Below are 25,742 nucleotides of genomic sequence, written 5' to 3'. Positions count from 1 at the left end.
ACCAAGATCGACTCAAACACACCTTTACCGGCGACACCGCCCTATATGACGATTTTTCCAGCGCGAGTCGCCTGGGGAACGTCAGAACCAACGCCATGCCTGCCGCGGATTCGACTTACGCCAGCCGGCAACGGCGATGACCTGAAATGTGACTGCCAGTTCCCACCACATCGATCGAAGCCGCGGCTCGGCCCGCCACGGACTCAGTTCGTCGTCACGGGCGTCCGCTGGACTGTCTGCCGACCGAAGATCTTTTCGCACGATGTCAGTCTCGCTGCGGCCGGACGACCACGTCCAAGACGCGATTTCAACCGGTTGATAAGCGCGCCCGATCAACGGTGTCCGCTCCGGCTCGACGCCGGGCGTCTTTCCGGCGCCCAACGAACGACCGGCCGCGAAGTGCGTTGTCGATAGCGAAGGCCCCGGGACCGAGCACGGCGATGAGGAAGAACGCCCAGCAGAACATGGCCGCCGGCTCGCCGCCGTTGTTGATCGGGAGGACGCCGTGCGGGAGATGAACCGTCAGGAACGCATACGCCATCGAACCCGAACACAGCAGCGCCGCGGCCCGGGTGGCGAGGCCGATGGCGACGGCAGCCCCGCCGACAAGCTCGATCAATCCGGCCCACCAACCCGGCCATTCGGCGAATTTCGTCGTCACGCCGCTGATTGCCGGCGTGCCGAACAGGATCGCTGATCCGTGCACCGCGAACGAGGCACCCACCAAGGCGCGAACGCAGCCAAGCACAATTGAGGCGGCACGATTCATGGCGGAACCTCCATCACGTCGGGTCGTGCATTCCACGTCGCGGAACGCCGCGCGGTTCACCGGCGTACCCAGTCCGATGATCCCATTCCCAGTGATTACGCCAGGACCTGCACCAGAAAGTCGATCTCGTCATCGAGTGCCTTCGCTTGCCATTGGCCGGCATAGACGTCGAAATGGTCGACTGGGTATTCGAGCAATGTCGCGGGTCCCCCGATACGGCGCGCCGTCTTGCGCGCCGCCGCGGGCGGTGCGACTCGATCGTTGCCACCGACCTGGATAAGCGTGGGGCACTTAACCTTCGGTGCTTTGGTCGTCGGACGATTGAGCGCGACTTCGAGGGTGGTTCGTGCGCACACTTCATTTCGCCAGGTCGGCCCGGCGATCGCCTCGTACCCCTCCAACGCGCCGGGAGTGGCGATGATCGCCACCGACCCCGGCTTCGCGGCGAGCGGGATGTGGTGTGGTGCGCCACCCGTTAGCCGCGTTAGCGCGTCGCGTAACCCGTGCGCAGTCAGCTTCAGCGGCGCGAGCGGTCCGGCGTACCGGCCGATTTGCACCACCGCTGCCAACCCATCGGTCGCCGGTACCAGCGCGACCACCGCGGCGATCCGCGGGTCAGCGGCCGCGACGGCCAGCACGTGACCGCCCGAGTACGAGGTGCCCCATAACGCAATCCGGTCGGCATCGACGCCCCGCAACCGTCGCGCAGCATCGACTGCGGCGCGGTAGTCCTGTCGCTGCTTCCGGTAGGAAACGACCTGACGGGCAGCGCCGTCGGACGCGCCGAAGCCCCGGTAGTCGAAAACCAGTGAGTCAATCCCGGCGGCGGCGAAGCCTTCGGCAAAATTCATCAGCGCGGTATCGCGGGTACCGCCGAAGCCGTGGGCAATCACGATGCACGGCCGTAACCCATTGCGTGTCAAGTCTTCCGACTGGGCGTGGACGTGCCAGGCCGAGCACCGAACGCCCTGGCTGTAGAACGAAACGTCGTCGACGGTCGGCGCGGACATCATGCCTCCTGAGCTACGCGCGCAGCGACGCGGGATTCGAACGCCAGCGCGGCATCGTCGACCGGCCCGTGGCGCAGGCGTGCGACGTCGTCCTCGTAGGCCATCTTGACCGTCCACGGGCCGGTCGTGCCGGCCTTCGGAAACGTAGCGACCTTGCGCTGTACGTAACCGGAGCTGAGGTCGAGCAACGGGACGCGCTACATCGCCGAGTCGTGCAGCACCGGCGTGACGGTGTGATGGCCCTGGTCGTCCATGTGATCGAGGAGCCGGACCATGTGCTCGCAGACGAGGTCCACCTTCAGCGTCCAGGCGATATTGGTGTAGCCGATCGCGAAGACGAAATTCGGCACACCGCTGAGCATCATGGCCTTGTAGACGACGGTGTCGGCGATGTCGACCGGGTCCCCGTCGACGCTGAGCTCGATTCCGCCGAGGGGCAGCATGTCCAAACCTGTTGCCGTGACGATGATGTCGGCGTCGAGGTGCTGACCGGACCGCAGCGCGATGCCGGTTTCGGTGAAGGATTCGATGTGATCGGTCACGACCGACGCGGCGCCCGACGAGATTGCGGCAAACAGGTCGCCATTGGGCACCATGCACAGTCGCTGATCCCAGGGGTTGTATTTCGGGGTGAAGTGGGTGGCGACGTCGTAGCCCTTGGGCAGGCGCCGCTTCACATCAGCGATCAGCAACTTGCGCATCAACTTCGGGGCACGCTTGCTGGCCTTGAATACGCCTCGGTTGAGAGCCACGTTCTTGCGTCGGATGATCGGATAGGCCCGGTCGGGACCGATGAGCTTGTTCAGCGCGTTCGCGATGGCGTCCTCGGCGGGCAGCGAGAAGACGTAACTCGGTGAGCGCTGCAGCATCGTCACGTGGGACGCGGTTGGAGCCATCGCCGGAATCAATGTCACGGCGGTGGCGCCGCTCCCGATAACCACGACCTTCTTTCCCGCGTAGTCGAGGTCTTCGGGCCAGTGTTGCGGGTGGACCACGCGTCCGCCGAAGGCGTCGAGTCCGGGGAAGTCGGGCGTGTATCCGGCCTCGTAGTTGTAATAGCCGGTTCCCGAATACAGGAATCCGGCCGTGTAGGTGATGGACTCGCCGCTGTCGACGTTGACCGCACGCACCGTCCAGCGTCCGGCCCGGGTGTCGAAGTCCGCACCGACGACCTTGGTGGCGAAGCGAATATGGGCGCCGATTCCGTTCTGGTCGACCGCCTCTTTCAGGTAGTCGAGAATGATGTGCGCGTCGGCGATCGACTTCTTGTGCGTCCACGGCTTGAATCCGAAGCCGAAGGAGGGCATGTCCGAGTCGGAGCGGATGCCGGGGTACTTGAACAGGTTCCAGGTGCCGCCGATGGCGGAGCGGCCGTCGAGCACCGCGAATGTGGTCGATGGCCGGCGAGTCTTCAGGTGATACGCGGCGCCGATTCCCGAAATTCCGGCGCCGATGACAATGACGTCGAAATCGGTAGCGGTGGATGCGGTTGTGGTTGCCATTGCGACTCCTTGTGACTGCTGGCTATGACAGGAATCACGTTAGGTGCACACCGGGGTGACTGATACGGCGCAACATCCATAATGCCGTCGCAGATATGTCTATCTGCACATACTGGGGAGATGACTGACGCTCTGCCGGGTCTTATCACCGAGGTCGCCAATCGGATGCTCGTCGAACTCGACGACCTGGTCGCCGCGATGAACATCGCCGAGGTCGACGTCGCGCCGGCTCTCATAGCCGATCGCGCGATCGCCGAGGAGATGACCGCGAGCAACAGGGCGAACGTCTTGCAGGTGCTGAATACAGTTCTCGACGATCCGCTGCACGGACGACCTCGCAATCCGCCGCCGGAGGCCTTCGACATCGTGCGCACAGTCGTGCGACGGGGCGGCGATCTGGACGTCATCTTTCAGTCCTACCGGCGCGGGCAGAACGTGGTGTGGCATCGGATGATGCAGTTCACGTCGGTCGTCGCACCACCCGGCCCGGCCCAGATCGCGGTGATCGAACGATTTGCCGAGGTGATTTTCGCCTACGTCGATGCGGTGCTGCTCGAATTGATCTCTGAGGCGCAACGACTTCGCGAGGAGATGCTCGGCGGCGCGCTCGCACGGCGAACAGAGACGGTCCGGCTGATCCTCGACGGCGCACCGATCGACGAGCGAGTGGCCACCGGCCGACTCGGTTACGAACTGTCGCGCCGGCACACAGCACTGGTGGTGTGGCTTGACGGCCCGGGCGGCGACAACGGAGAACTCGAGGCCGTGGTGACCGCACTGGCACGCGCCGTCGGTGCACGTCCGCCGCTGACAATCGCCGCGGGCGTCCGGACGATGTGGGCATGGCTTGGCACGCAAAACATTCCGTCGGTGGACACGATGGCGAAGGAGATGCGCCAAGCGCCGGCGCGAATGCGCGCAGCGGTGGGCCCGACCCTGCCTGGACTCGCCGGCTTTCGAAGCTCACACGCCGATGCGCTGCTCGTGGCGCAGATTGTCGGTGACAATGTCGGTGGTGACCGACTGGTGACGTTCGCTGATGTCGAGCCGATCGTGCCCGCCGCCCGCGACGAACCCGCCGCCGCTCGATTCGTCGCCGGGACGCTCGGCGCGATTGCCCACGACGACGAGCGTGGCGAACGACTGCGTGCGACACTGCGGATCTACCTCGCCGAAGCCGAGAATGCGTCGGTGGCCGCCGAGCGCTTGCACACGCATCGCAACACGATCCTGCAACGCGTCGGTAAGGCAACGGAACTGCTCGGCTATCCGCCCGGGAACCGTCGGCTCGCAGTCATGTTGGCGCTGGACCTTGCCCACTTCGTGGGTCCGCGGATGCTGATCGGGCGACCGTCCGCGCCGCTGAGCTAGGGCGGGTTGGGCACGATCCGGCCTCGCGCCTCGCCGAAGCCGAGCCGGGTGCCGCCCGGGCCGGGCGCGGTCGCACGCAGCACCACCTCGTCGCCGTCCTCGAGAAATGTACGCGGCCGGCCGTTGACGTCGACCGGCTCAGCGCCGTTCCAGGTCAATTCGATGAAGGCGCCGCGCTGGTTCTTGTCCGGTCCGGAGATGGTGCCGGAGGCGAAGAGGTCGCCGGTCCGAGTCGGCGCGCCGTTGACGGTGAGGTGTGCCAGCATCTGTGCCGGTGACCAGTACATCGAGGCATACGGCGGCCGGGAAACCACCTGACCGTTCCACTCGACGACTATCTCGATGTCCAAGCCCCACACCCGATCCAGCGCGAGGTAGGGCAGCACGGCCGGCTTCTGAACCGGGATGGAGACTTTGGCCGCCTGCAGGGCGAGCATCGGCACGACCCACGCAGATACCGTGCACGCGAACGATTTTCCAAGGTTCGGACCGAGCGGCACGTACTCCCAGGCCTGGATGTCGCGCGCCGACCAGTCGTTGAACAGCACCACGCCGAACAGGTGCTCCTCGGCCTCGGCGACCGGAATCGGTTGGCCCATCGGATTTCCCGTGCCGACGACGAAGCCGAGTTCGGCCTCGATGTCGAGCCGCGTCGACGGGCCGAACACCGGGGCTGCGTCGGCCGGGTCCTTGCGCTGGCCGGCCGGACGCATGATGTCGGTGCCGGAAACCACGATGGACGCGCTGCGACCGTGATAGCCGATCGGCAGATGCCGCCAATTGGGTGACAACGGGTCCGCGCTGCCGGGCCGGAACAGCCGGCCCATGTTCGACGCATGGTGCTCCGAAGCGTAGAAATCGACGTAGTCGGCGACCTCGATCGGTAAGTGCAGCACCACGGCATCGAGTTCGTGGACCGCCTCCGCCGCCACGTCGCCGGTCAGCGCCTCAATGATGGCGGCCCGCACCGCAATCCAGCGGGCTCTGCCCTGCGCCATGAACGGGTTCAGCGAACCAGTCGCGAACGTCTCATCATTCAGCAGGCGCGCCAAGTCCACGACATGGTCGCCGTAGCGCACCCCCACCCCCGGTTCTTGACCCGGCACGGAGTAGACGCCGTAGGGCAGGTTCTGCAGCCCGTACAGGTCATCTGTGGGCACCACGAGCGTGGTCACGGCAGTTGGTCGCCCCGCGCCCAGGAATAGACGTACACGCCGTCGTCCGCGGCGCGCGCCGCCTCCCCCAGCTCGAGTGGCCGGAACGTGTCCACCATGACGGCGAGTTCGTTGAAGTAGTCCACCCCGATGCTGCGCTCGTAGGCGCCCGGTTGCGGGCCGTGCGGGTGTCCGCCGGGATGCAGGCTGATCGAGCCGGGGCCGATGCCGGAACCTTTCCGCGCCTCGTATTCGCCGCCGCAGTAGAACATCACCTCGTCGCTGTCGACGTTCGAGTGGTAATAGGGCACTGGAATCGACAACGGGTGGTAATCCACCTTGCGCGGCACAAAGTTACAGATCACGAAGTTGCGGCCTTCGAAGACCTGGTGCGCGGGCGGAGGTTGATGCACCTTTCCGGTGATCGGCATGTAGTCGGCGACGTTGAACGCGAACGGGTATAAGCAACCATCCCAGCCCACCACGTCGAAGGGGTGATGCGGCAGCACGTGCACTGTGCCCGCGAGGCCGTTCGGTCCGGGCCCGCGATGCTTGAGGTAGACCTCGACGTTCTCGCCCTCCAGGATCTGCGGCTGCGACGGCGCGCGCAGGTCGCGCTCGCAGTACGGCGCGTTTTCCAAGAACTGGCCAAACCGCGATAGGTAGCGCTTCGGCGCAGTGATGTGCGAGTTCCCCTCGATCGCATAAATCCGTAGCGGCCGTGTCGGCGCCACGCGGTAGGTGGTGGCACGCGGAATGACGACGTAATCACCCGTTGCCACCTCGAGATTGCCGAACACGGTCTCGACGACCGCGTTTCCATCCTCGACATACAGGCACTCGTCCCCGATCGCATTGCGGTAGTACGGCGAAATGGTATCTGCCACAACGTAGGACAGCCGCACATCGGCGTTGCCCAACAGCAACCGTCGTCCCGTGACCGCATCCACCCCGCTCGTCGGTTCGTCGAACAACTTGTGGGTGCTCACGTGGATCGGGATGAGCGGATGGTTGGGCACCGTCGACTGGTCCGGCAGCTCCCAGGTCCGGTACTCGCTGATCGCCGACGGGATGAACCGGTGGTAGAGCAGCGAGGAGTCCGACGAGAACCCCTCCTCCCCCATCAGTTCCTCGAAATACAACGAGCCGTCGGCGCAGCGGTGCTGCGTGTGACGCTTCGGTGGCACGCTTCCCGCGCAACGGTAATACGGCATCGTGGGCTCCTCTCTTTTTCTGCCTCAATGCACTTCGGCAAGCGCTCGTCCGACGGCCGCCGACAAATCGGCGGCTGCGGCGAACTCGAGCACTGCGGCGACGTGGCCGTCGGGCCGGATCAACCACGTCTCGTTCGGTCGCGCTTCGAGGGCGGCGGTGATGACCCCGTCTCGATCGATATCGGCGAGCCGCAGCACGCGGGTCGGTGCGCGGGTGGCCTCCTTGAGCGTGACTGCTGTCTCGGCGGCGTCGACTCCTTCCGTTGTGAGAGCGAGCAATCCGTCGCGAACGAGCTGCCGGAGCCGGACCACGTCCGGGCGGTCCGCGACGGCGACGGGCCCGTCGGGCACGAGCACGCCGGGCACCACGGCGGGCATCGTGCCGCGCGGCGGCCGACCAGCGAACCGCCGCGCGGGGCTCGGGGTGGTCAGCGTCGAGTCGATGTACCAGAAGGGCTCGGCGAACCGTCCGGAGTCGACCCGGTCCCTTGCCTCAGGCGCAGCACGGGCCTCTTCGAGCACCCGATAGCGTGCGTTGCGTTCGATCTCGTTGTGGGGCACCAGGAACCGCATCGTGCGGTTGGTAATCTCGAGGTTCTCATGCGCCGCGGCGAGTCGCTCGTCGGCATAGCTGTCCAGCAGGGCGCCGGGCGCCCAGCCGTGCAGCACGAAGGCGAGCTTCCAGGCCGCGTTCTCCGCGTCGGCGACGCCGGCGTTGAGACCGCGGGCGCCGAACGGCGCAACCAAGTGCGCACAGTCCCCGGCAAGTAGTACCCGCCCGACCCGCATTCGGTCGACGCAGCGCGAATGGAACCGGTACACCGACTGCCACACGATCTCGTATGGCCGGTCGCCGACAATCTGCCGGATGCGAGCATCCAAGCGGCCCTGCGCAATCTCGGCGTCCAGGTCGAAGTCTGCGGGCACCTGCCAGTCGATGCGGAACATGGAGTCGGGGCACGGGTGAATGAGCACCTGGCGGCCGGGATTGCAGGCCGGGTCGAAGTAGAACCGGCGCTCGGATTCCCAGCCCGGCAGGTCGGCGCGGATGTCGCAGATTAGGAACAAATCGTCGAAAGACTGCCCGTCGAAGCTCACGCCGAGCAGTCGCCGGACGCGGTCACCGCGAGCGCCCGCGCATGCGACCGCGTACGCGACCGGCACCTCAACATCACCCGCACTGGTGGCGCAGGCGAGCCAAATATGGTCGCCCTCTTGCTCGATGGCGGTGACGTCATGGCCCCACCGGACGTCGATGAGCGGCTGCGCGGCAATCAGGCTGTCCAGGATTTGTTCCGAATGACACTGCGAGATATTGACAAAGGCTGGCAGCGGCGAATGTCCGGGGTCCACGAACGACCAACTCGACAGTTCCTCGTCACGGTAGAAGGTTCGGGCAGTGGTCCATGTCAACCCGTCCGCGGCGATCGCACCCGCACCGACGCTCGACCAGATGTCGAGCACGTCGCGTTGCTGGCAGATGGCCTTGGAACCGACGGCGTCGCGGTCGTGGCGGGTGTCGAGCAGGGCTACCGGAATTCCCCAGCGGGCCAACAACAAAGCAGTGGTCTGACCGACCGGGCCGTTGCCGATAATGCCCACCGGCGGCCCGATATAGGCGGGTTTGGTCATCGGACTCACCCCTGCAATTCATCCCACACTTCGCGGTCGCGCGCCGCGGTCCACGTCCGCGGCCAATCGATGCCGTCCAATTCGTCCCAGAGCCGGGACACGTCGAACGGCAGGCAGTGCTCGAATATCGGCCACGCGCCGAACTTGGGAGCGAGCGCGCAATGGGTTGCCTCGAATGCCTCCTTGATGGTGCCGCCGCGCGCGTGGACCGCACCCACCTCCTCACGCATGACCAGCAGGAAGTCCCGCGTCTGCTCGATGGCCGCATCCACGGCGTCGCGGCCCTGCGAGACGGCGCCCCGGCCACCGACGAGCGTTTCCGCGCCGAGGGCCTTGACTCGGTCGAGCGTGCCCGTGGACCAGTCCGTGTGGAAGGCGTCGCCCGTGTACAGCGCGGCCTGCGCCTCGACCAGGTCACCGGCGAAAAGGATCTTGTGCTGGGGCAGCCACGCAACGATGTCACCGGCGGTGTGGCCGCGCCCGCAATACTGCAGCACCAGTTCGCCCCGGTTACCGCCGAGCTCGATAGTCAGCGAGCTGTCGAACGTGACATCCGGCCAGGTGAGCCCGGGGATCGAGTCGGGTTCGGCGAACAGCCGCGGCATCCGGGCGAGCTCACTGTCCCAGTCTTGCTTGCCGCGCTCCGCGATGAGCGTGCGGGTGTTGTCGTGCGTGACGATCACCTGCGCGTCGAATGCGGACGCGCCCAGGACGCGCACCGCATGGTAGTGCGAAAGCACCAGGTACTTGACCGGCTTGTCGGTGTGTTCGCGCAGCTTGTCGAGCCAGGCGCGGGCCGCGACCGGGGTGGCGGTGGCTTCGAAGGCGACGACGAAGTCCTGGCCCTCGATCGCGCCGATGTTCGGGTCACCCTCGGCGGTCAGCGCGTAGACGCCGTCGGCGAGCACGTCGAGTATCGCGTTCTTGTCGTCGAGATCCGCGGACGAGGCGAAGGGCTTGGCAGCCATGGGATTGTCCTCTCGTGAGGAGTCACAGCCTTCCTTCCACCACTGTGACAGCGCTCGACCGCATCGGAAAGGACAAGTTGACTGCCTCAGGTCCGCTATCCGATCCCCGTCAACTTAGCGAGTGCTGCATAGCCTTCGTCGGTACCCGGCCAGTGTCGGCGCACGGCATCTTCTCCCGCCCGTCGCACGACGGACCTGAGCACCAGTGCCACGACGATCGCATCGTCGGCAAAGCCGAGGACCGGTATGAAGTCGGGAATGATGTCGATCGGCAGCGCGAGGTAGCCGATCGCTAGAAAGAGGCGAATCCGAACGCCGCGTGGCAACGACCGATCCGCCGCGAGTCGCCGCAACAGGCGAAGCAAATCAGGCAGGATTCGAATCGCTTCGCGTAGCAGACCGCGGCGCGGACGCACGAGTACCAGTGCCACTACCAGGACACCCCACCCGAGCAAAAGCCCGGCACAGGCTCCGATGAGGACATCCCACGCCGTGCCGGTCAAGGGAGTGTCCGACGTCGATCACCGATGGCATAAACGGCGCTGCTCGGTACGGCTGAAGGCACCTGGCCATTGGACATGACCCGGTTAGGCAGAACAACGTCGCTATCGGGGAACTGCGGCCGACGCGGGAGCACCCTTCGGAAATCGGGTCACGGTTCGGGCTAGCATCAGCACCCGCCACGCAACAACAGGGAGGTTCACGTGCTAGGCCAGGACCGCCGTGAGCTCGCCGCCATCTTCGTCGGCGGCGCCGTCGGCAGCGTCGCACGCGCGGCACTCGGACAACTCGCAGCTACCGACCCTGGCAAGTGGCCGTGGCCGACATTCGCCGTCAACATCGTCGGGGCGTTCCTGTTGGGCTATTTCACCACCCGACTGCTGGAGCGGCTGCCGCTGTCGAGTTATCGCCGACCGTTCCTCGGCACCGGCGTGTGTGGGGGGCTGACCACTTTCTCCACGATGCAAGTCGAGACCTTGCGCATGCTCCAGCACGGTCACTATGGGCTCGCGGTGGGTTACACGGCGGCCAGCGTGGTTGCCGGACTCGCCGCGGTATTCCTCGCGACCGCCATGGTGCGGCGAGCGCGGGTGCGCGCATGAGTGCCGCAGCGCTGCTCGGACAACATATAGGCGGTTGACTATGAACGCGCCAAACCTCGACTTCGACAGTCTGAAGCTCACGACGTACTTCGGCGAACGCCAGCGCGTCGAAAACCAGTTCTTGGCCGACCGACTGCTCGGCTTGTACGCACAGCGCGAGATCGCTACCAGCGTCATGCTGCGCGGCATCGGCGGGTTCGGGATTCGCCATCACCTGCGCAGCGATCAGACACTGTCGCTGTCGGAAGATCCCCCAGTCGCCGTCGTCGCCGTCGACGCGAAAGCCAAAATCGATGTCCTCCTCCCCCACGTCCTCGACCTCAAGCGCCGGGGCCTGCTCACGTTGGAACGCTCCCGACGAGTCGTAGACACCGCTGGCATCAGGTTGCCGGAAGAACTCAACGAAGCGGCCAAACTCACGATCTATGTTGGGCGGCAACAGCGTTCGTCCGGCACGCCCGCGTTTCGCGCGGTCTGCGATCTGCTGTACCGGCGTGGACTCGACGGCGCGTCGGTGTTTCTCGGTGTGGACGGCACCGTGGGCGGACGACGTCAGCGGGCGCGGTTTTTCGACCGCAATACCGATGTCCCGATGATGATTATCGCCGTCGGTGACGGCCCGAAAATCAGCCGAGTCGTGCCGGAACTAAGTGCTCTGGTTGATGATGCCGTGATGACTCTTGAGCGCGTACGCGTGTGCAAGCGTGATGGTCAGCTCTTCGAGCGCCCCCACGCATTACCCGGAGTCGACGAGCACGGCCTGAGCCTGTGGCAAAAGCTGATGGTGGTCACCTCCGAGTCGGCGCTTTACGATGGTGAGCCCATCCACCGTGCCCTGCTGCGAAAGCTTCGGGAAAGCGACCACGCCCGCGGCGCCACCGTTCTGCGCGGCATGTGGGGCTTCCACGGTGACCATCGCCCCCACGGTGACAAGTTGTTCCAACTCGCACGCCGCGTCCCCACTATGACGGTCATCGTCGACACTCCCGAAAACATCGCGCGCAGCTTCGACGTCGCCGATGAAGTCACTCGCGAACAGGGACTCGTCACCAGTGAGATGGTGCCCGCCGCGCTGACCCGCGACGGCGACACCGATCACGGCGGGACTCGGCTCGCCCGTCACGACTACTAGGACCGGATACGTTGGCAGGCGCGATGTCGCTTTCGACCACAACCGCCACGCCTCGGTAGCCGTACCGAAAAGACCCGGATCGATCGTGCGCGTCGATGTCCACCACGATGTGACCTCGATCGTTCAGGTGGCGGATTCGAGGTCACGCTCGAACTCGAGCTCGTCGCGCACAGGTATGCCGTAGTTGCCGACCTCGGGTAGCTGCGGGTCCTGCCTCCGCCGAGCCTCGGCAGCGGCCCCGCAGCGAACCGTTGCCAACCTAAACCCGCGCCGCTGGTAAAAGCGCAGGGCGTCGATGTTGTCATTGGTTGTCACCAGCCACAATCGGGAACATCCCTGCCGGCGGGCAATCTCGGCGACGCGGTCGACTAGCTCGGTTCCTACCCCACCCCACTGCCCGGATGCCCGCATGTAGACAATCTCGCAGTCCTGGCCGTCGATGTCGTAGGTGAGAACGCCTACCGTCTCGTCGTCACTCGAGGCGAGCAGTGCCGACTGCTTGCGCACATCGAGCAGCACCCCCCGCCGCGCGACCTGGGTGATGTGCTGATCGTCCAAGAACGTAACCAACCGCCCGTCGCCAGGCGCGACTTCGGAAATCGTGACCATCATTCGCCTCCTGCCAGCACGGCGAAACCCTCAACCGACTACACCCGCGACCGGCACCGGCGACCACACGTGGGACGGACCCGCGCGCCAGTAGCGACGAAGGATCCCGCACGACCCCTAACTAGCTACTTTCGAAGTTTAGTAACCATGATCGGGTGAATCTAGGAGATAGGACTGACACGGACGGCGGGGCGGCGTAATGGACAGCAGACTGTCGCATCGACAGCTGCGCCGCTCGAAATCACGCCCGCAAAGTTGTGGCGGTTGTAGTTGGCGAAGAAGGCGCTGACTATACGTTCTCCACGATGGACGATCGCACGGTGACCGTCAAAGGGAACGCACTTCGGCCAGTGCACTGCCAACTTCGTCGAGCACAACCCGGCAGCGGAGCCGGACGGAGATCCGCGCCGGTGGGAGGCCGCGTTGAACTTGCGGTCTGTTCGGCGCGAACATGAACGCGGACAACCGAACATCGTCCAGCCACGGAGGTGTGGCATGAAACAACCTGCCGACCTTGCCGAGCAACGCGAAGCCAATCCCCAACTGCCGCCGGGTCGTTGGAGCGAGTCGCCGGCTACGGCGTGATGGGGTTGCCATTTCAATCCGGCCACGTGCCCGGCTACGCCGCTGGACCGCATCTTCGGTCGGCGAAGGCTTCACTTCGATCTGGCACCCGTGCGAGGGTCAACCGCTCGCCTGCCAGAACCGGGCCTGGGCAATACATCGACGGCATGGCCAATTGGCAAGGACCACCCGCTGCGCGGATCTTGATGGGGTACGAGCCAGTGAACTGACGTGAAAGAAGAGTTGCCGAGGGAACTGACGCCTCGCCGATTCGCTTGTTGATCAGCGTCATTGGCTCCACGTGAACTTAGGTCAATTCGAGGTCAGTCTCGCCCAGCCTCGACGATTTTGGCGGCCAGAAGCTTGGGATTGGTGAACATGACTTCGTGGCTGCCGGGGAGTTGGACGAGGCGGTACATCCCGAGTCGGGACGACATCCGGGGATGCCATCCCCATTCGCCGGGAGGCAATGCTGTGTCCTCCGTTGCGTTGATGTAGCTGCGGGGAATGTCGGACTTGTAAAAGCGGTCCAAGGCCAGCTTGTCGGTGAAGGGCGTGAACGGTTCGGTGGACAGCTGATCGAAAGTGGTTCTGGCGAGTTCGACATCGGCGTCCTGAATGAACGCCTCGCGCCAGACATCCCACGGCATCGCAACTGTGTTGTCGTCTGACGCCGCGGCCAGTTGACCGAATAGATCGCGATAGTGCGGTGGAACCTCATCCAGCAGGCTGTTGCCGCGTTGGGGGACGAACGCGTTCCAGAAGACAAGCCGGCGAATGCGGTCCGGGATCTCCTCAGACACCCGCGCGATGACGGTTCCGCCGAAACTGTGTCCGAGCAGGATCGCGTCTGTGATGTCGTGGGTTTCGAAGTAGTCGACAATAGACTGCACGCAATCGTTGTGGTCGACGTGCTTGTCGACGCCGTTTCCATGTCCCGCAACGGTCGGCGTGTGGACCGCGTGGCCGTTCGAGGAGAGGGCTTCGGCGACAGGGTTCCAAAGGGTGCCGTCGTGCCACGAACCGTGGACCAAGACATAGGTACTCATCGGTGTTTGTTCCTTCAACTCGGTTGGGTGTGTTGAATATTCAGTTGTATTGCGACCAAGTAGGGGTGCGGCTACGCCTGTAGCGGCAGCAACCCATGAAACGGAACCTCCGCGTACGCCGTGGGTAAAGAGGTGCCTTCGCCCGGTGCGATCGCGATTAGATCCAGCGCTCGCACTAGCTCATGAGGTCGACATGGCCGCGGACATGATCGGTTTGCCGAGATCGCTTTCGACGATGTCGGCCGACACAGTGACGGCATCTGCCCACACGGACCGTGTACCACTCGGCGTCGGCGTGATCGAGCAGCCTGGTGACGGGGACCAAGTTTCGTGGATCCGGTGGCGCCGTCGCAGCTGACCCGAACCGGTTGCGTGAACCATGGTTCGATCTCGTTCGCGACGGTCACAACGCCCCATATCGCTTGCCGGTCTCGCGGTAAAAGGCCTCCAACCGCTCAGCCCATGACCCGCGCCTCTCGAATGCGTTGCCGCCGAGTGTCATGGTCCCTGTTCCCTTCGCGGTGTGACTCAGACTCGATAGACAACTATATGCGAGTTGTTACGCCCGTCACAAGCCCGCTATATTGATAATTTGTCGCTCTTTCGAAATAGAACATTGATATGACACGCTCCTATGCGCGGATCTTCGAGTGGCACGTCACCGACGCCGACAGTCAATCAGCATCATTCGTACACCGGGCGGTTGAAGGCCGCCGAGGCCGAGTTGCTGCGCGGGCGCGGGTTGGCGTGTTTGTTCGGGCGCCGTCGACGATCAGCTCACGACGGTTGGCATGCCGCTTACCACGCGCTGCGAACCTGCCCCGGCGCGGTAGTCACTGCCTCTCATAGAGAGGCCTTGCTGAATCCCGTCAGGGCCGACACCGGCGCCGGTCAGGGCTGCGCCGACGCGCTCGGCCTTTACGTCGTACTACTCGCTCCAGCTTGGCGTGGCGAAGGGAACCGACCCAACCCCGACAACGCGCTGATTCATCGGACCTCCGATCTATCGGTCCTTCGCATAGGAGGTCGCGAGGTCACGTGAATTAGCAACAGCCTTATGGAGGGGCGCGCCACGCGTTAGGCGACCGTCGCTAGGTCACGCAACGCCTTCCGGCTCACCTTCCCGGTCGCTGTCTTTGGCAGCGCGGGCAGAAACTCTATGGCGCGCGGGTATTTGTACGGCGCGATCGCGGCCTTGACATGATCTTGGAGCGCGTGTATCTCGTCTTCATCGCCCGTCGCGTCAGGCGCGAGCACTACGTACGCCTTGACTATCGACCCGCGATTCTCGTCGGGCCAGCCGACCACGGCACACTCTGCGACGTCCGGGTGCAGTAGCAGCGCCTGTTCCACCTCGGGAGCGGCGATGTTGTACCCGGCGGAGATGATCATGTCGTCGTTGCGGGCCTCATACCAGAAGTAGCCGTCGGCGTCTCGACGGAAGGTGTCGCCGGTGATGTTCCAGCCGTTTTCGACATAGACCCGTTGGCGGTCGTCGGCGAGGTATCGGCAGCCGGTCGGACCTCGTACGGCGAGTCGTCCCGACTTCCCGTCGGGGACTGGTTCTCCGAACTCGTCGAGCACCATCGCCTCGTAGCCGGGCACCACCTTTCCTGTCGCGCCGGGCCGAATGTCGTCGCCTGCGGAGGCGATGAACACATGCAACATTTCGGTGGCGCCGATGCCGTTGATGATCGACAGCCCGGTTGCGATGTGAAATTGACGCCAAACGGACTCAGGAAGGTGTTCGCCTGCCGAAACTGCACGACGCACCGAGCGCAGCTTTGCGACGTCGCCGGTAGCGATGATGGCCCGATAGGCGGTCGGTGCCGTGAACAGCACGGTTGCTCTGATTCGTTGGACCACGTCGGCCAGTTCCGTCGGCGTGGCCCGCTCGATCAGGTAGGACGACGCGCCGATGCGCATGGGGAAGATGACCAGTCCGCCGAGACCGAAAGTGAAGGCCATCGGCGGAGTTCCGATGAAGACGTCCTCTGGGGTCGGCTTGAGGATGTGCCGAGAAAAAGTGTCCGCGATTGCGAGCACGTCACGGTGAAAATGCATGGCCGCTTTCGGCTTACCGGTCGTGCCCGATGTGAAGGCAAGCAGCACAACGTCGTCGGCGGCCGTGTCGATATTGGTGAAGACATCCGGTTGCGCCGGGCAGCGATTCACCAGGTCGTCCGCCGCGTCGCCGCCGTAGGCAACGATCGGAATGCTCGCCTGCACCGCACGAAGGTCGTCCAGTGCGCGATGGTCACACAGCGCTGCCGAGGGTCGGCTCAACTCGACGATGTCGGCGAGTTCGGTTGTCCGTAGTGCGGGAACGGTGGTCACAGCGACAGCCCCGGCTTTGACGACGCCGAACCACGCCGCTACCAGCCACGGCGTGTTCGGTCCGCGCAGCAGGACCCGGTTGCCGGGGACGATGTGCAGTTCGTTCACGAGTACGTTGGCCACCTGGTTCGCGTGGCGCAACAGCTCGCCGTAACTCCATTGCATGTCCTCGGCGGCTACACATGGACGGTCCGGCCCGAGTCGTCCGATCGTGTGGTCGAGCAGTTCGGCCGCACAGTTCACCCTCTCGGGATAGTCGAGCTCGGCGAGGTCGTACCGAAGGACGGGCCACTGGTCATACGGCGGCAGGTTGTCTCGGCAGAAGGTGTCGATGTGTGCGGATGCAGACAGTTTCATGTGGAACCCCGTCTTGCCAGTGCTGACTCGGCTCAATGATATTCTGTTATGGTGACGACAGTCAATAGAGCAACATACTCAAGGTCGGAAGGGCGAGAACGTATTCTGTTCGCTGTGCAGCCCACTGCCCTTTATGCAGCTTCGGCTTCGGCCGAAGGTGCCGCGACCGCCAACCAGCCCCGCCGCCTTATTGTGACGGTGTACGGCCTCTATGCGCGCGAGACTGAAAACTGGCTTTCGGTGTCGTCGGTGGTGCGGCTCCTGCGCCAACTCGGCGTGGACGAGCCCGCGGTGCGTTCGTCGATCAGTCGGTTGAAACGGCGCGGAACGTTGGTGAGCGAAAACCGCGACGGTGTCGCCGGGTATGCATTGTCGGAGTCGGCGTTGCGAACGATCCGGGAAGGCGACCGGCGAATCTTTCACATGACCCGCGCGACCAGTGACGACGGTTGGCTGCTGGCGGTCTTCTCGATCCCGGAAACCGAACGGGACAAGCGCCACGAAATGCGAATGATCTTGACGCGCATGGGATTCGGCACCACCGCCCCGGGCGTGTGGATAGCCCCCGCGCATGTCCACGACGAGGTTGCCGACGCGTTGCGTGATTCCGATCTCGCGCAGTTCGTGGACCTGTTCCACGCCGAACACCTAGCCTTCGGTGATCTGCGGACCAAGGTCTCGCAATGGTGGGACCTCGACGGCCTGCAAGAGCTGTATTCGCAGTTCATCGCTCAATTCGCACCGTTGCGTGAGCATTTGCGCCGGCGCCGTAAGCTCGAGGCGCACGACGCGTTCGTCGCATACGTGCAAATGCTCACCACCTGGCGCCGGCTCCCCTACCTCGACCCCGGATTACCGCTGGAACTGCTACCCAAGGGCTGGGACGGCGCCCGTGCTGGGGAGCTCTTCGAATGGCTGCGCCAGCGACTCGTCGAACCCGCGCACGCCTACGCCCGCGGCGTCATCGAAGCCTGAGCAGAATGTCAACGGCTGCAACGGCTTATCGTTCACATGTAGCGAGAAAATGTCGAACCTGTTGTAGTGGCCGATGATGTCGTGCATCTGCTTGGGCGCGATGCAGCGGCTCAAGTCGATCTCGGCGTAGACGATGCCCTCGTCGTCGACGAGCGGTTCGGTGACCGGGCGGCCGTCTGGGCCAAAGATTCCCGACAGCGCACTGCGTTTGCGCTGCAACAACTCCCGCGCTTCCGGGTCATTTCCGGCAACGGTGTCGATGATCTCGGGCGAGATCGTCGAGCAGGAAACGATGGAGAACAGTTTGCCTTCGAAACAATGTGCCGCCGTGCGGATCGCGATGGCATCGGCCATGTCGTAGTCCTTCGGCGCCACCGGGAGGGAAATGTAGTTGGCCACGTGCACTAGCTCCCCTTGTGCCAGCAGAGTGAACCGCGCCAAGGTGTTGGTGTTTTCCCCGCAGGCCAGCACTCCCAACGGACCCACCTCGGTTCGGTGCACGCGCAGCGAGGAGCCGTCGCCGTTGGTCCAGGTGAGCTTTTCAGCCCACGTCGGCACGAGCTTGCGGTGCACAGCGATCACCGCACCGTTCGGGCCGATGGTGACGACACTGTTGTACAGCACGCCGAGGCTGTGGCGTCCGCGCTCGTTGACGCCGATCACGACCGTGGTCTTGGTGGCTGCCGCGGCGGCACGCAGGGCGTCCAGGTGGGGGCCCGGAATGTCGATCGCCGCGCGGTAGAGCCGCTCGAACCACTCCCCGCCCTTGACCGGGTTCATGGTCCAGTTCCAGTACGGGTAGCCCGGGACGAACACCTCGGGGAAGGCAATCAGGCTGGCACCCGCACCTGCGGCCTCGTGAATCAGGTCCACAGCCTTGGCCACGGTCTTCGCCGGATCCAGGTAGACGGGGGCCGCCTGCACCGCGGCAGCGGTGAAACGAGGGAATTCGTCCATCAGTTCGCTACTTTCGCTGTGGTGTTCACGTGTGCCGGGCGCCACCGTTGATGCACTGGCGGCGGCGTCGGTGGCCGCAGGGTGAGGAGCGGACGGGCCCGACCGGCGCTGGGCGGCTGTGTCGAACCAGCCGCATACAGCGCAGGCCATTCCGCCCCTGGTCCGCGGTAGCCGATTTCGGCTGCCGCGTGCAGCGTCCAGGCCGGATCATGCAGGTGGGCCCTCCCCACCGCCACCAGGTCGGCGCGTCCGGCGAGCAGGATGGAATTGGCGTCGTCGTCGGAAGAGATCGCGCCGACCGCGATCGTAGGTACGCCCACGTCGGCGCGGATGCGTTCGGCGAACGGCGTCTGGTAGCCACGCCCGTAGGCGGGCTTTTCGTCGGCGACCACCTCACCACTGGACACGTCGATCGCGTCGACGCCGTGTTCGGCAAAGGCGCGCGCGATCACCACGGCGTCGGCCAGCGTGGTGCCGCCCTCGCACCAGTCGACCGCGGAAATGCGCACCAGCAACGGCTTGTGGGCCGGCCACACCGCTCGCACGGCGTCGATGACCTGCAGCGGGAAACGCAAACGGTTACGGAGGCTACCGCCGTATGAGTCGGTGCGCTGGTTGGTCAGCGGTGACAAGAAGCTGGACAGCAAAAACCCGTGGCCCGCTTGAATTTCCAGTACGTCGAAACCGGCGGCATCCGCCGATGCGGCCGCGGCCGCGAACTCGGCTGCGATGGTGGGAAGCTCGGCCGTGTCGAGTTCGCGCGGTACCGGGTTGGCGCCGTACGAAATCGGCGAGGGTGCCACGGTCTGCCAGCCATCGGCACCGAGTGGCGGGCCGGAAGCGGCGTTGACCGGAACGGCAGTTGACCCCTTGGGGCCGGAATGATTGAGCTGCACCCCGATCGCCGCGGTGCTTTGCCGGTGAACGAGATCGGTGATCCGCCGATAGGCCGCGACCTGTTCCGGCGTGTAGAGACCGGGGCAGCCCGGCGTGACCCGCCCACCGGGGCTGACCGCGGTCATTCCGGTGAGAACCAGCCCGGCTCCGCCGAGCGCCAAGGCGGACAGGCGGATCAACTCGTCGTCGGATACCACTGCATCGGCGGCGGTGTAGCTGGCGATCGGCGCCGCGACGATGCGGTTCTTCAACGTCAGTTGATGCAGCCGCATCGGTTCGAACATCGGACGTGGCACCAGTTCACCTGCGGGGTTGGCATTTTGGTGGAACCACACGTTGAGATCGTCGACGTAGTGCGGGTCGCGCTCGCGGAGATTGTTGTAGGTGACGCGCCGACTGCGGGTGAGCAAGTTGAAGGCGAACTGGGCGGGTGCTTGGCCGACGGAATGGTCGATCGATTCGAACCACTCCAGGCTGGCCTGTGCAGCGCGCTGGGTGGATTCGACCACCGGCCGGCGACGTATCTCGTAGCGCGCCAGTGCAGCCGGCACGTCGCTGTCATCGACATCCAGGCTTGCCGCGAGAGCCAACGCATCTTCCATGGCCAGTTTGGTTCCCGAGCCGATGGAAAAGTGCGCGGTGTGCGCTGCGTCGCCGAGCAGCACAATGTTGGCGTTGCTCCACGTGCGGTTGCGCACGGTGCTGAAGCGGATCCAGCGCGAGTTGTTGGACAGTAGACGATGGCCATCGAGGAACGAGCTGAACAGCTCCTCGCATCGGGCCACGCTCGCCGCTTCGTCCAACCGGTCGAAGCTCGCAGACAGCCAAGAGCTTTCGTTCATTTCGACGATGAATGTGCTGCGTGTCGCGCTGAACGGGTACGCGTGGACCTGCATCGGCCCGTGTTCGGTCTCGGCCACGATGAAAGTGAAGGCGTCGAAGACCTTGTCGGTGGCCAACCACATGTAGCGGCAGTGTCGTTCGTCGAGGTCCGGCCCATATACTTCGGGGTGCGCATTACGCGTCTGGGAGCGCACGCCGTCGGCGGCCACGACAAGATCGTGTGTGCCCGCGAGTTCGTCAGCGCTCGGCGCCTCGGTTTCGAATCGCACGTCGACGCCGAGACTCGCGCAGCGCTGCTGCAGGATTCGGAGCAACGTCTGTCGCTCGATGGCGGCGAATCCGTGGCCGCCGGAGGTCAGTATCTCGCTGCGGTAGTGCACGTCGATGTCTGTCCATCGGGCAAAGCGAGACTCCATTTCGGCGAAGATCAGCGGATCGGCGGCGGTGATGCCGTCGAGAGTTTCGTCCGAGAAAACGACGCCGAATCCGAAGGTCGTGTCCGCGGCGTTGCGTTCGTAAACGGTGATCCGTCGCGCGGGGTCGAGTTGCTTTGCCAGAGCGGCAAAGTACAGCCCGCCCGGACCTCCGCCGATCACTGCAATGTCGAGGCTCATCACGCCACCGCCTCTACTGTCAAGGCGTCGACTACCTGCTGGGGCCACGGTGTCGCCTTCGGCGAATCCAGCGTCGCATGCGCAACCACGAGTTTTCCGTCGGCCGCGAGCCCTTCCTTGCCGTGCACCTCGAAGGCATACGTCAACGAGGTGTCGCCGAGACGCGCGACGCGCAATGTCACACGCACGACCTCCCCGAACCAGAGTCGGTTGCGGTAGTTGATTTCGTGACGCACCCGGGGAATTTCACCGAACAGCCAGGACAAGTCGTACCTGCGCAGCAGCTCGGCTTCGGCGGCCTCGACATAGCGCGCGATGCATGAATGGTGCTGATGACCGGCGGCGTCGGTGTCAAACCACTCGACGGTCCGTTCGATGGTTACCTCTGCCATCTCCCGATGTCCTCTCACTGAAAGCCGATAAGAAAACGATATAGCGCTATTGTGACGCTCGTCAATACTGCGGTACATTGGCATTGCGTCGGAAAAACCAGGAGGGACGAGCGATGACACTCAGCGATGACGTACTCGGGCGAGCGCGGGTCACCGACACCGAGCAACTCGAGGCCTTTTACACCGAACTCGGCAAGCACGAGACCGTTGCGCTGTGGACGGTGGCCAACAAAATCGAACCCTGGTTTCCGCAACCCGTTTCCGTGCCCGTGAGGTGGCGGTACCGCGATCTGCGGCCCCTGGTCTTGGAATCCTTGGACCTGGTGAAAGCCGACGACGCCGGACGACGAGTAGTGGCGCTCGTGAACCCGCAACGTAAAGACATCTCCGCGGCGGTCGGCCTGCTCTACACCGGCTTGCAGGTGATGGCTCCCGGCGAGGCAATGACGGCACACCGGCACATGGCCGCGGCCCTACGCTTCGTCGTCGAAGGCCAGGGCGCCTGGACTGTCGTCGACGGACAGAAGCTACGTGTCGGACCGCGCGACTTCGCCATAACCCCCAACCACGCCTGGCACGAGCACGGCAATGAAGGCACCGACGGTCCGGTGATCTGGCAGGACGGCCTGGACATCCCCCTCGTCAACGCGCTGGACGCCGGGTTCTACGAGGTGCATCCAAACCTGTATCAGAGCCAGGGCACGGTGATCAACTCCTCGCTGCTCACCCACGGCGCCGGCCAACTGCGGCCCTGGGGCTTCGAAGACGGCTGGACCAAACCGTATTCGCCGCTGTTCGCCTATCCGTGGGAGCAGACCTACACGGCCTTGCGCAACGCCGCCAAGGCCAGCGCCGGATCGCCCTACGACGGCATCATTCTCGAATACGCCAACCCGCAGACCGGCGGTTCGGTCATGCCCACCATGAGCGCACACATGCAGCTGCTGCAGCCAGGCCAGGCAACACAAGCGCATCGGCACACCGGCTCGGTCATCTACAACGTCGCCAAAGGCAGCGGGTACTCGGTGATCGCCGGCCAACGCTTCGACTGGGAGCAGGGCGACATCTTCTGCGTCCCGTCGTGGGCCTGGCACGAACACGCCAACCTCAGCGCCACCGAAGACGCGTGCCTGTTCTCCTTCAACGACTTCCCGGTCATGCGCTCGCTCACCTTCTGGCGGGAAGAGGCCTACCCGGAAAACGACGGCCACCAGCCGGTCAACTGAACCCCCATCAACTCGAGGAAAAACAATGCTGCTGGTTACTTTTTCAACCGACGGCGGCCCGCGCCGCCTCGGCATACAAACAGACGAGTCGATCATCGACGTCGCCGCACTCGCTGCCCATACAGGGGTGCACGTTCCCGCCGACATGCTCGGGCTCATCTCGACCGGGTCATCGGCGTTGCGCGGATTACTCGATCTTGCTGCGGTCGAGCAGTTCTCGCTGCCAGTCGCCGACGCGGCACTGCACGCACCGTTTCGCCCGGGCAAGATCATCGGCGTCGGACTCAACTACACCGAACACGTTGCCGAGTCCGCGCGTGCGCTCGACACCGACAAGGAGTTGCCGCAGCGCCCAGTGCTTTTCAGCAAACCCGGCACGGCGGTGGTTGGCCCGGGTGAGCCGATCGAGCACAACCGAAACCTCACCAGTCAACTCGACTGGGAGTGCGAGGTGGCCGTGGTGATCGGCCGCACCGCCAAGCGGGTCTCGCCCGAGAACGCAATGGATCATGTGTTCGGCTACAGCATCGTCAACGACATCAGCGCCCGCGATCAGCGCCGCAGCGGGCAGTGGTTCTTCTCCAAGGGACAAGACTCCTACGCGCCTTTTGGCCCAGCCGTGCGCACCGCCGACGACCTGACCGATCCACACAACCTCGATGTTTCGCTGCGCGTCAACGGCGAGGTGAAACAGAAATCCAACAGCCGCTACATGTTGTTCAAGATTCCTGAGCTCATCGCCGACATCAGCTCGGGCATGACACTGGAGCCCGGAGATGTCATTGCCACCGGCTCCCCCGCCGGCGTCGGTGCCAGCTTCACCCCGCAACAGTTCCTGCAGCCCGGCGACGTGGTCGAGTGCACTGTCGAATCCATTGGCACGCTGAGTAACCCGGTGATCGACGTTTCGGAGATCGGCCGATGACGAAGTCAAGCTACCGCATCGGCCAGATCGTGCCGAGCTCGAACGTCACCATGGAAACCGAGATTCCCGCGCTGTTTCGGGCCCGGGAAACCGTAGCGCCGGAACGCTTCACCTTTCACTCCAGCCGAATGCGGATGCAGGAAGTGACCAAGGAGCAGCTCGAGGCGATGGACGCCGACTCGACCCGTTGCGCCGCTGAGCTTTCCGACGCTCGCGTCGATGTTCTCGGGTATGCGTGCCTCGTTGCGATCATGAGCATGGGCCACGGGTACCACTGTGCGTCAGAGGCGAAGCTTTCGGCGGTCACCGCCGACAACGGCGCGCCCGCCCCAGTGGTGACGAGTGCTGGTGCACTGGTCGCGGCACTGGAGGTATTGGGCGCCAAGAAGATTGCCTTGATTGCGCCCTACATGCGGCCGCTGACCAAGCTCGTGGTCGATTACATCGAGGATCAGGGCTTCGAGGTGGGCGACTACACAGCACTCGAGATACCGAACAATCTCGATGTGGCCGCGCATGATCCGCGCAACCTGGTAGGCATCGCCAAGGGGCTGGATCATTCGGAGGCAGATGTGGTGGTGCTGTCCGCGTGCGTGCAGATGCCGTCGCTACAGTCCATCGAGATCGTCGAGGACACTCTCGGCAAGCCGGTGATCTCTGCGGCGGTATCCACCGCCCATCAATTGATGCGCGCGCTGGATTTGCCGGCGGTTGCACCGGGTGCAGGGACGCTGTTGTCGGGTAGGTACGCGGATACGCCGTACCGCAGCATCGATTCACATATCTTGCATTCTTGACGCTCGTCACTAGCTCAAGATAACATTTTCTATTGGGGCCCTGCACCAATCGATTCAGTCACCAGGAGTTGACATGGCATTTGCAGAAAGCGGACATACGATCGCGACCGAGAAGATTCCCTTCAAACCGCTGGCGCCCGGCGTACATATGCGCGTCGTGTATCTCGATGCCGACACCGGTTCATGGACAATCATGATCAGAGGTGAAAAAGGCTCGGTGCTTCCGCGGCATCAGCATCTCGCACAGGCCGAAATCTATATACTCGCCGGCGCCGGGAACCACCCGCAGACCGGTGAATTCCGTACCGGCGACTACGTAATCGAGCCGCCGAACGCGGTCCACGACGAGCTTGTTCAGCAGGAGGAAATGCTGCTGATCATGCGGAGCTCGGGGCCTGTCGCGTTCCTCAATGACGACGGTAGTACGGCCTTCATGATGGATGTAAACATGCTTGAGGGGTTTCAAGCACACGCAGCTTGACCGTTGAGCCCGCCGCGTAGCGAATAGGGCTTCTCGGCCTCAATCCGATGAAGGCCAAAAGCCCTTTCGCGTGGAAGCGAGGGGCAGCGCGCAAGTTCGCGCGCGACAGCGCAGGTGCGCGCGGGAAGCGAATAGTCCTGCGCATGACACATCGACCCCCAACAGCTTCGGCAGTGGTCGCTATTGGCTTGGCAGCCGATGAGCTGTGCGATCAGAGGCTGGTTGCGTGGGCCGAGGTCACCGAGGGACGAGAACGTGCTGGCCGGAGTGAAGGCGCAGCTGCTCACTGACAATGAAACGCGTGGCGTTGCAGCCGAGCTAGGAGCGACGCCGACGGCGGCGTGGCAGTCGAATCCGGTCCCGCGGATTCCGCCGCAGCCAAAAGACAGGTGGCGGTGGCCCGCTCGCTGCACAAGGTTGCCAGTCATGGTTGGCCGCGGCAGTTCAGAGCTGGTTGTGGCCGGACAACTGCTGGTGCGGGTGGCGTCGACGGCGACCCCGGTGGCGGTGCGGAAGAACGCCCGCGATCTGGTGTTGGCGGCTACCCAGCGGAAACAGTCCGCGGACGAAGGATCTCAAGATGAACCGGCCCCATTACGGTACCGCCTGTGCGGGCGTGGCGAACTCCGCGGTGACCGGGACCGGGTCACCTTCGAAAAACTGCATTCTGTCCTGGAACCGCTAGCCTCGCCGCGCGCGGACCAGGACGACGAACCCGACTCACACTGCACTTCGCAGCGCCGCGCCGACGCGCTTACCGACGTCCTGGACACGCAGCTGGGTGGTCGCAGCGGCAGTGGGCTGGAATGTGCCGGGGCCAGCTAACGGCGGTCGCCGAGGCAAGGACCTAGCCGGCACCGCCAC

Annotated in this window: 23 protein-coding genes and 1 pseudogene; 9 read left to right on the top strand and 15 right to left on the bottom strand. The window is 64.3% G+C overall.

Annotated features, from left to right (window positions below; all coding sequences use genetic code 11):
* Positions 1 to 81: 81 nt before the first annotated feature.
* The 4 genes and pseudogenes from FOS14_RS21090 to FOS14_RS21075 all read right to left on the bottom strand — a co-directional run bounded on the left by FOS14_RS21090 (position 82) and on the right by FOS14_RS21075 (position 3,281).
* A complete protein-coding gene (locus tag FOS14_RS21090) occupies positions 82 to 261 on the bottom strand; it encodes a hypothetical protein (protein WP_143772832.1) in 180 nt (59 codons plus the stop codon).
* Between the two features lie 46 nt (positions 262 to 307).
* Positions 308 to 769 (bottom strand): DoxX family protein, encoded by a 462-nt coding sequence (locus tag FOS14_RS21085; RefSeq protein ID WP_143772831.1) that lies wholly within the window; start codon positions 767 to 769, stop codon positions 308 to 310.
* Between the two features lie 95 nt (positions 770 to 864).
* Positions 865 to 1,779 carry an alpha/beta hydrolase gene (locus FOS14_RS21080; protein WP_143772830.1) on the bottom strand — a complete coding sequence of 305 codons (915 nt, stop codon included), beginning with the start codon at positions 1,777 to 1,779 and terminating at the stop codon, positions 865 to 867.
* Positions 1,779 to 3,281: pseudogene (locus tag FOS14_RS21075) on the bottom strand (flavin-containing monooxygenase). Before FOS14_RS21075 ends, FOS14_RS21080 begins: the two are co-directional and overlap by 1 nt.
* Before the next feature lie 120 nt (positions 3,282 to 3,401).
* On the opposite strand from FOS14_RS21075, the gene FOS14_RS21070 reads away from it, so the two are divergent.
* On the top strand, positions 3,402 to 4,652 hold the full coding sequence (locus FOS14_RS21070) for a CdaR family transcriptional regulator (protein WP_143772829.1): 1,251 nt from the start codon (positions 3,402 to 3,404) through the stop codon (positions 4,650 to 4,652).
* Here FOS14_RS21070 and fahA read toward each other — a convergent pair.
* The 5 genes from fahA to FOS14_RS21045 form a co-directional block, all read right to left on the bottom strand.
* Positions 4,649 to 5,827 (bottom strand): fumarylacetoacetase, encoded by a 1,179-nt coding sequence (fahA, locus tag FOS14_RS21065; RefSeq protein ID WP_143772828.1) that lies wholly within the window; start codon positions 5,825 to 5,827, stop codon positions 4,649 to 4,651. The two genes, FOS14_RS21070 and fahA, sit on opposite strands and share 4 nt — an antisense overlap.
* Positions 5,824 to 7,020: a homogentisate 1,2-dioxygenase gene (locus tag FOS14_RS21060; RefSeq protein ID WP_143772827.1), complete on the bottom strand. Its 1,197-nt coding sequence runs from the start codon at positions 7,018 to 7,020 to the stop codon at positions 5,824 to 5,826. Before FOS14_RS21060 ends, fahA begins: the two co-directional genes overlap by 4 nt.
* Positions 7,021 to 7,044: 24 nt before the next feature.
* The gene (locus FOS14_RS21055) at positions 7,045 to 8,652 is read right to left on the bottom strand and encodes an FAD-dependent monooxygenase (RefSeq protein ID WP_143772826.1); all 1,608 of its coding nucleotides are present in this window, start codon (positions 8,650 to 8,652) and stop codon (positions 7,045 to 7,047) included.
* 5 nt (positions 8,653 to 8,657) lie between these two features.
* The gene (locus FOS14_RS21050; RefSeq protein WP_143772825.1) at positions 8,658 to 9,620 is read right to left on the bottom strand and encodes an MBL fold metallo-hydrolase; all 963 of its coding nucleotides are present in this window, start codon (positions 9,618 to 9,620) and stop codon (positions 8,658 to 8,660) included.
* Between the two features lie 95 nt (positions 9,621 to 9,715).
* Positions 9,716 to 10,123 carry a YkvA family protein gene (locus FOS14_RS21045; protein WP_143772824.1) on the bottom strand — a complete coding sequence of 136 codons (408 nt, stop codon included), beginning with the start codon at positions 10,121 to 10,123 and terminating at the stop codon, positions 9,716 to 9,718.
* 201 nt (positions 10,124 to 10,324) lie between these two features.
* On the opposite strand from FOS14_RS21045, the gene crcB reads away from it, so the two are divergent.
* The gene (crcB, locus tag FOS14_RS21040; RefSeq protein WP_143772823.1) at positions 10,325 to 10,723 is read left to right on the top strand and encodes a fluoride efflux transporter CrcB; all 399 of its coding nucleotides are present in this window, start codon (positions 10,325 to 10,327) and stop codon (positions 10,721 to 10,723) included.
* Between the two features lie 40 nt (positions 10,724 to 10,763).
* Positions 10,764 to 11,855: a DUF190 domain-containing protein gene (locus tag FOS14_RS21035; RefSeq protein ID WP_143772822.1), complete on the top strand. Its 1,092-nt coding sequence runs from the start codon at positions 10,764 to 10,766 to the stop codon at positions 11,853 to 11,855.
* Positions 11,856 to 11,978: 123 nt separating this feature from the next.
* On the opposite strand, the gene FOS14_RS21030 is transcribed toward FOS14_RS21035, so the two are convergent.
* The 3 genes from FOS14_RS21030 to FOS14_RS21020 form a co-directional block, all read right to left on the bottom strand.
* Positions 11,979 to 12,464 (bottom strand): GNAT family N-acetyltransferase, encoded by a 486-nt coding sequence (locus FOS14_RS21030; RefSeq protein ID WP_143772821.1) that lies wholly within the window; start codon positions 12,462 to 12,464, stop codon positions 11,979 to 11,981.
* Between the two features lie 887 nt (positions 12,465 to 13,351).
* Positions 13,352 to 14,077, bottom strand: coding sequence for an alpha/beta fold hydrolase (locus FOS14_RS21025; RefSeq protein ID WP_143772820.1), 726 nt, complete (start codon positions 14,075 to 14,077; stop codon positions 13,352 to 13,354).
* Positions 14,078 to 15,154: 1,077 nt separating this feature from the next.
* The gene (locus FOS14_RS21020; RefSeq protein ID WP_143772819.1) at positions 15,155 to 16,771 is read right to left on the bottom strand and encodes an AMP-binding protein; all 1,617 of its coding nucleotides are present in this window, start codon (positions 16,769 to 16,771) and stop codon (positions 15,155 to 15,157) included.
* Between the two features lie 114 nt (positions 16,772 to 16,885).
* On the opposite strand from FOS14_RS21020, the gene FOS14_RS21015 reads away from it, so the two are divergent.
* Entirely contained in the window at positions 16,886 to 17,746 is an 861-nt protein-coding gene (locus tag FOS14_RS21015) for a PaaX family transcriptional regulator C-terminal domain-containing protein (protein ID WP_255450499.1), read from the top strand.
* Here the strand turns inward: FOS14_RS21015 and FOS14_RS21010 are convergent.
* The 3 genes from FOS14_RS21010 to FOS14_RS21000 are packed head-to-tail and all read right to left on the bottom strand — an operon-like array spanning position 17,639 to position 21,449.
* Entirely contained in the window at positions 17,639 to 18,703 is a 1,065-nt protein-coding gene (locus tag FOS14_RS21010) for a carbon-nitrogen hydrolase family protein (RefSeq protein ID WP_143772817.1), read from the bottom strand. The genes FOS14_RS21015 and FOS14_RS21010 overlap by 108 nt on opposite strands.
* A complete protein-coding gene (locus FOS14_RS21005) occupies positions 18,703 to 21,057 on the bottom strand; it encodes a bifunctional salicylyl-CoA 5-hydroxylase/oxidoreductase (protein WP_143772816.1) in 2,355 nt (784 codons plus the stop codon). The genes FOS14_RS21010 and FOS14_RS21005 overlap by 1 nt, the downstream gene beginning before the upstream one ends.
* On the bottom strand, positions 21,057 to 21,449 hold the full coding sequence (locus FOS14_RS21000; RefSeq protein ID WP_143772815.1) for a thioesterase family protein: 393 nt from the start codon (positions 21,447 to 21,449) through the stop codon (positions 21,057 to 21,059). Before FOS14_RS21000 ends, FOS14_RS21005 begins: the two co-directional genes overlap by 1 nt.
* Before the next feature lie 113 nt (positions 21,450 to 21,562).
* On the opposite strand from FOS14_RS21000, the gene FOS14_RS20995 reads away from it, so the two are divergent.
* The 5 genes from FOS14_RS20995 (at position 21,563) to FOS14_RS20975 (ending at position 25,703) form a co-directional block, all read left to right on the top strand.
* Entirely contained in the window at positions 21,563 to 22,675 is a 1,113-nt protein-coding gene (locus FOS14_RS20995; protein WP_143772814.1) for a cupin domain-containing protein, read from the top strand.
* Positions 22,676 to 22,700: 25 nt separating this feature from the next.
* Complete coding sequence (locus tag FOS14_RS20990; protein WP_143772813.1) at positions 22,701 to 23,600, top strand: fumarylacetoacetate hydrolase family protein; 900 nt, start codon at positions 22,701 to 22,703, stop codon at positions 23,598 to 23,600.
* The gene (locus FOS14_RS20985) at positions 23,597 to 24,397 is read left to right on the top strand and encodes an Asp/Glu racemase (protein ID WP_304944903.1); all 801 of its coding nucleotides are present in this window, start codon (positions 23,597 to 23,599) and stop codon (positions 24,395 to 24,397) included. The genes FOS14_RS20990 and FOS14_RS20985 overlap by 4 nt, the downstream gene beginning before the upstream one ends.
* Before the next feature lie 73 nt (positions 24,398 to 24,470).
* The gene (locus FOS14_RS20980; RefSeq protein ID WP_143772812.1) at positions 24,471 to 24,878 is read left to right on the top strand and encodes a cupin domain-containing protein; all 408 of its coding nucleotides are present in this window, start codon (positions 24,471 to 24,473) and stop codon (positions 24,876 to 24,878) included.
* A gap of 426 nt (positions 24,879 to 25,304) precedes the next feature.
* Positions 25,305 to 25,703, top strand: coding sequence for a hypothetical protein (locus FOS14_RS20975; RefSeq protein ID WP_143772811.1), 399 nt, complete (start codon positions 25,305 to 25,307; stop codon positions 25,701 to 25,703).
* Positions 25,704 to 25,742 lie beyond the last annotated feature (39 nt).

It is taken from the genome of Skermania sp. ID1734 (assembly GCF_007489285.1).
Classification (GTDB): domain Bacteria; phylum Actinomycetota; class Actinomycetes; order Mycobacteriales; family Mycobacteriaceae; genus ID1734.
The sequence above is the reverse complement of the archived record's forward strand: the minus strand, read 5'-3'. Positions and strand labels throughout refer to the sequence as shown.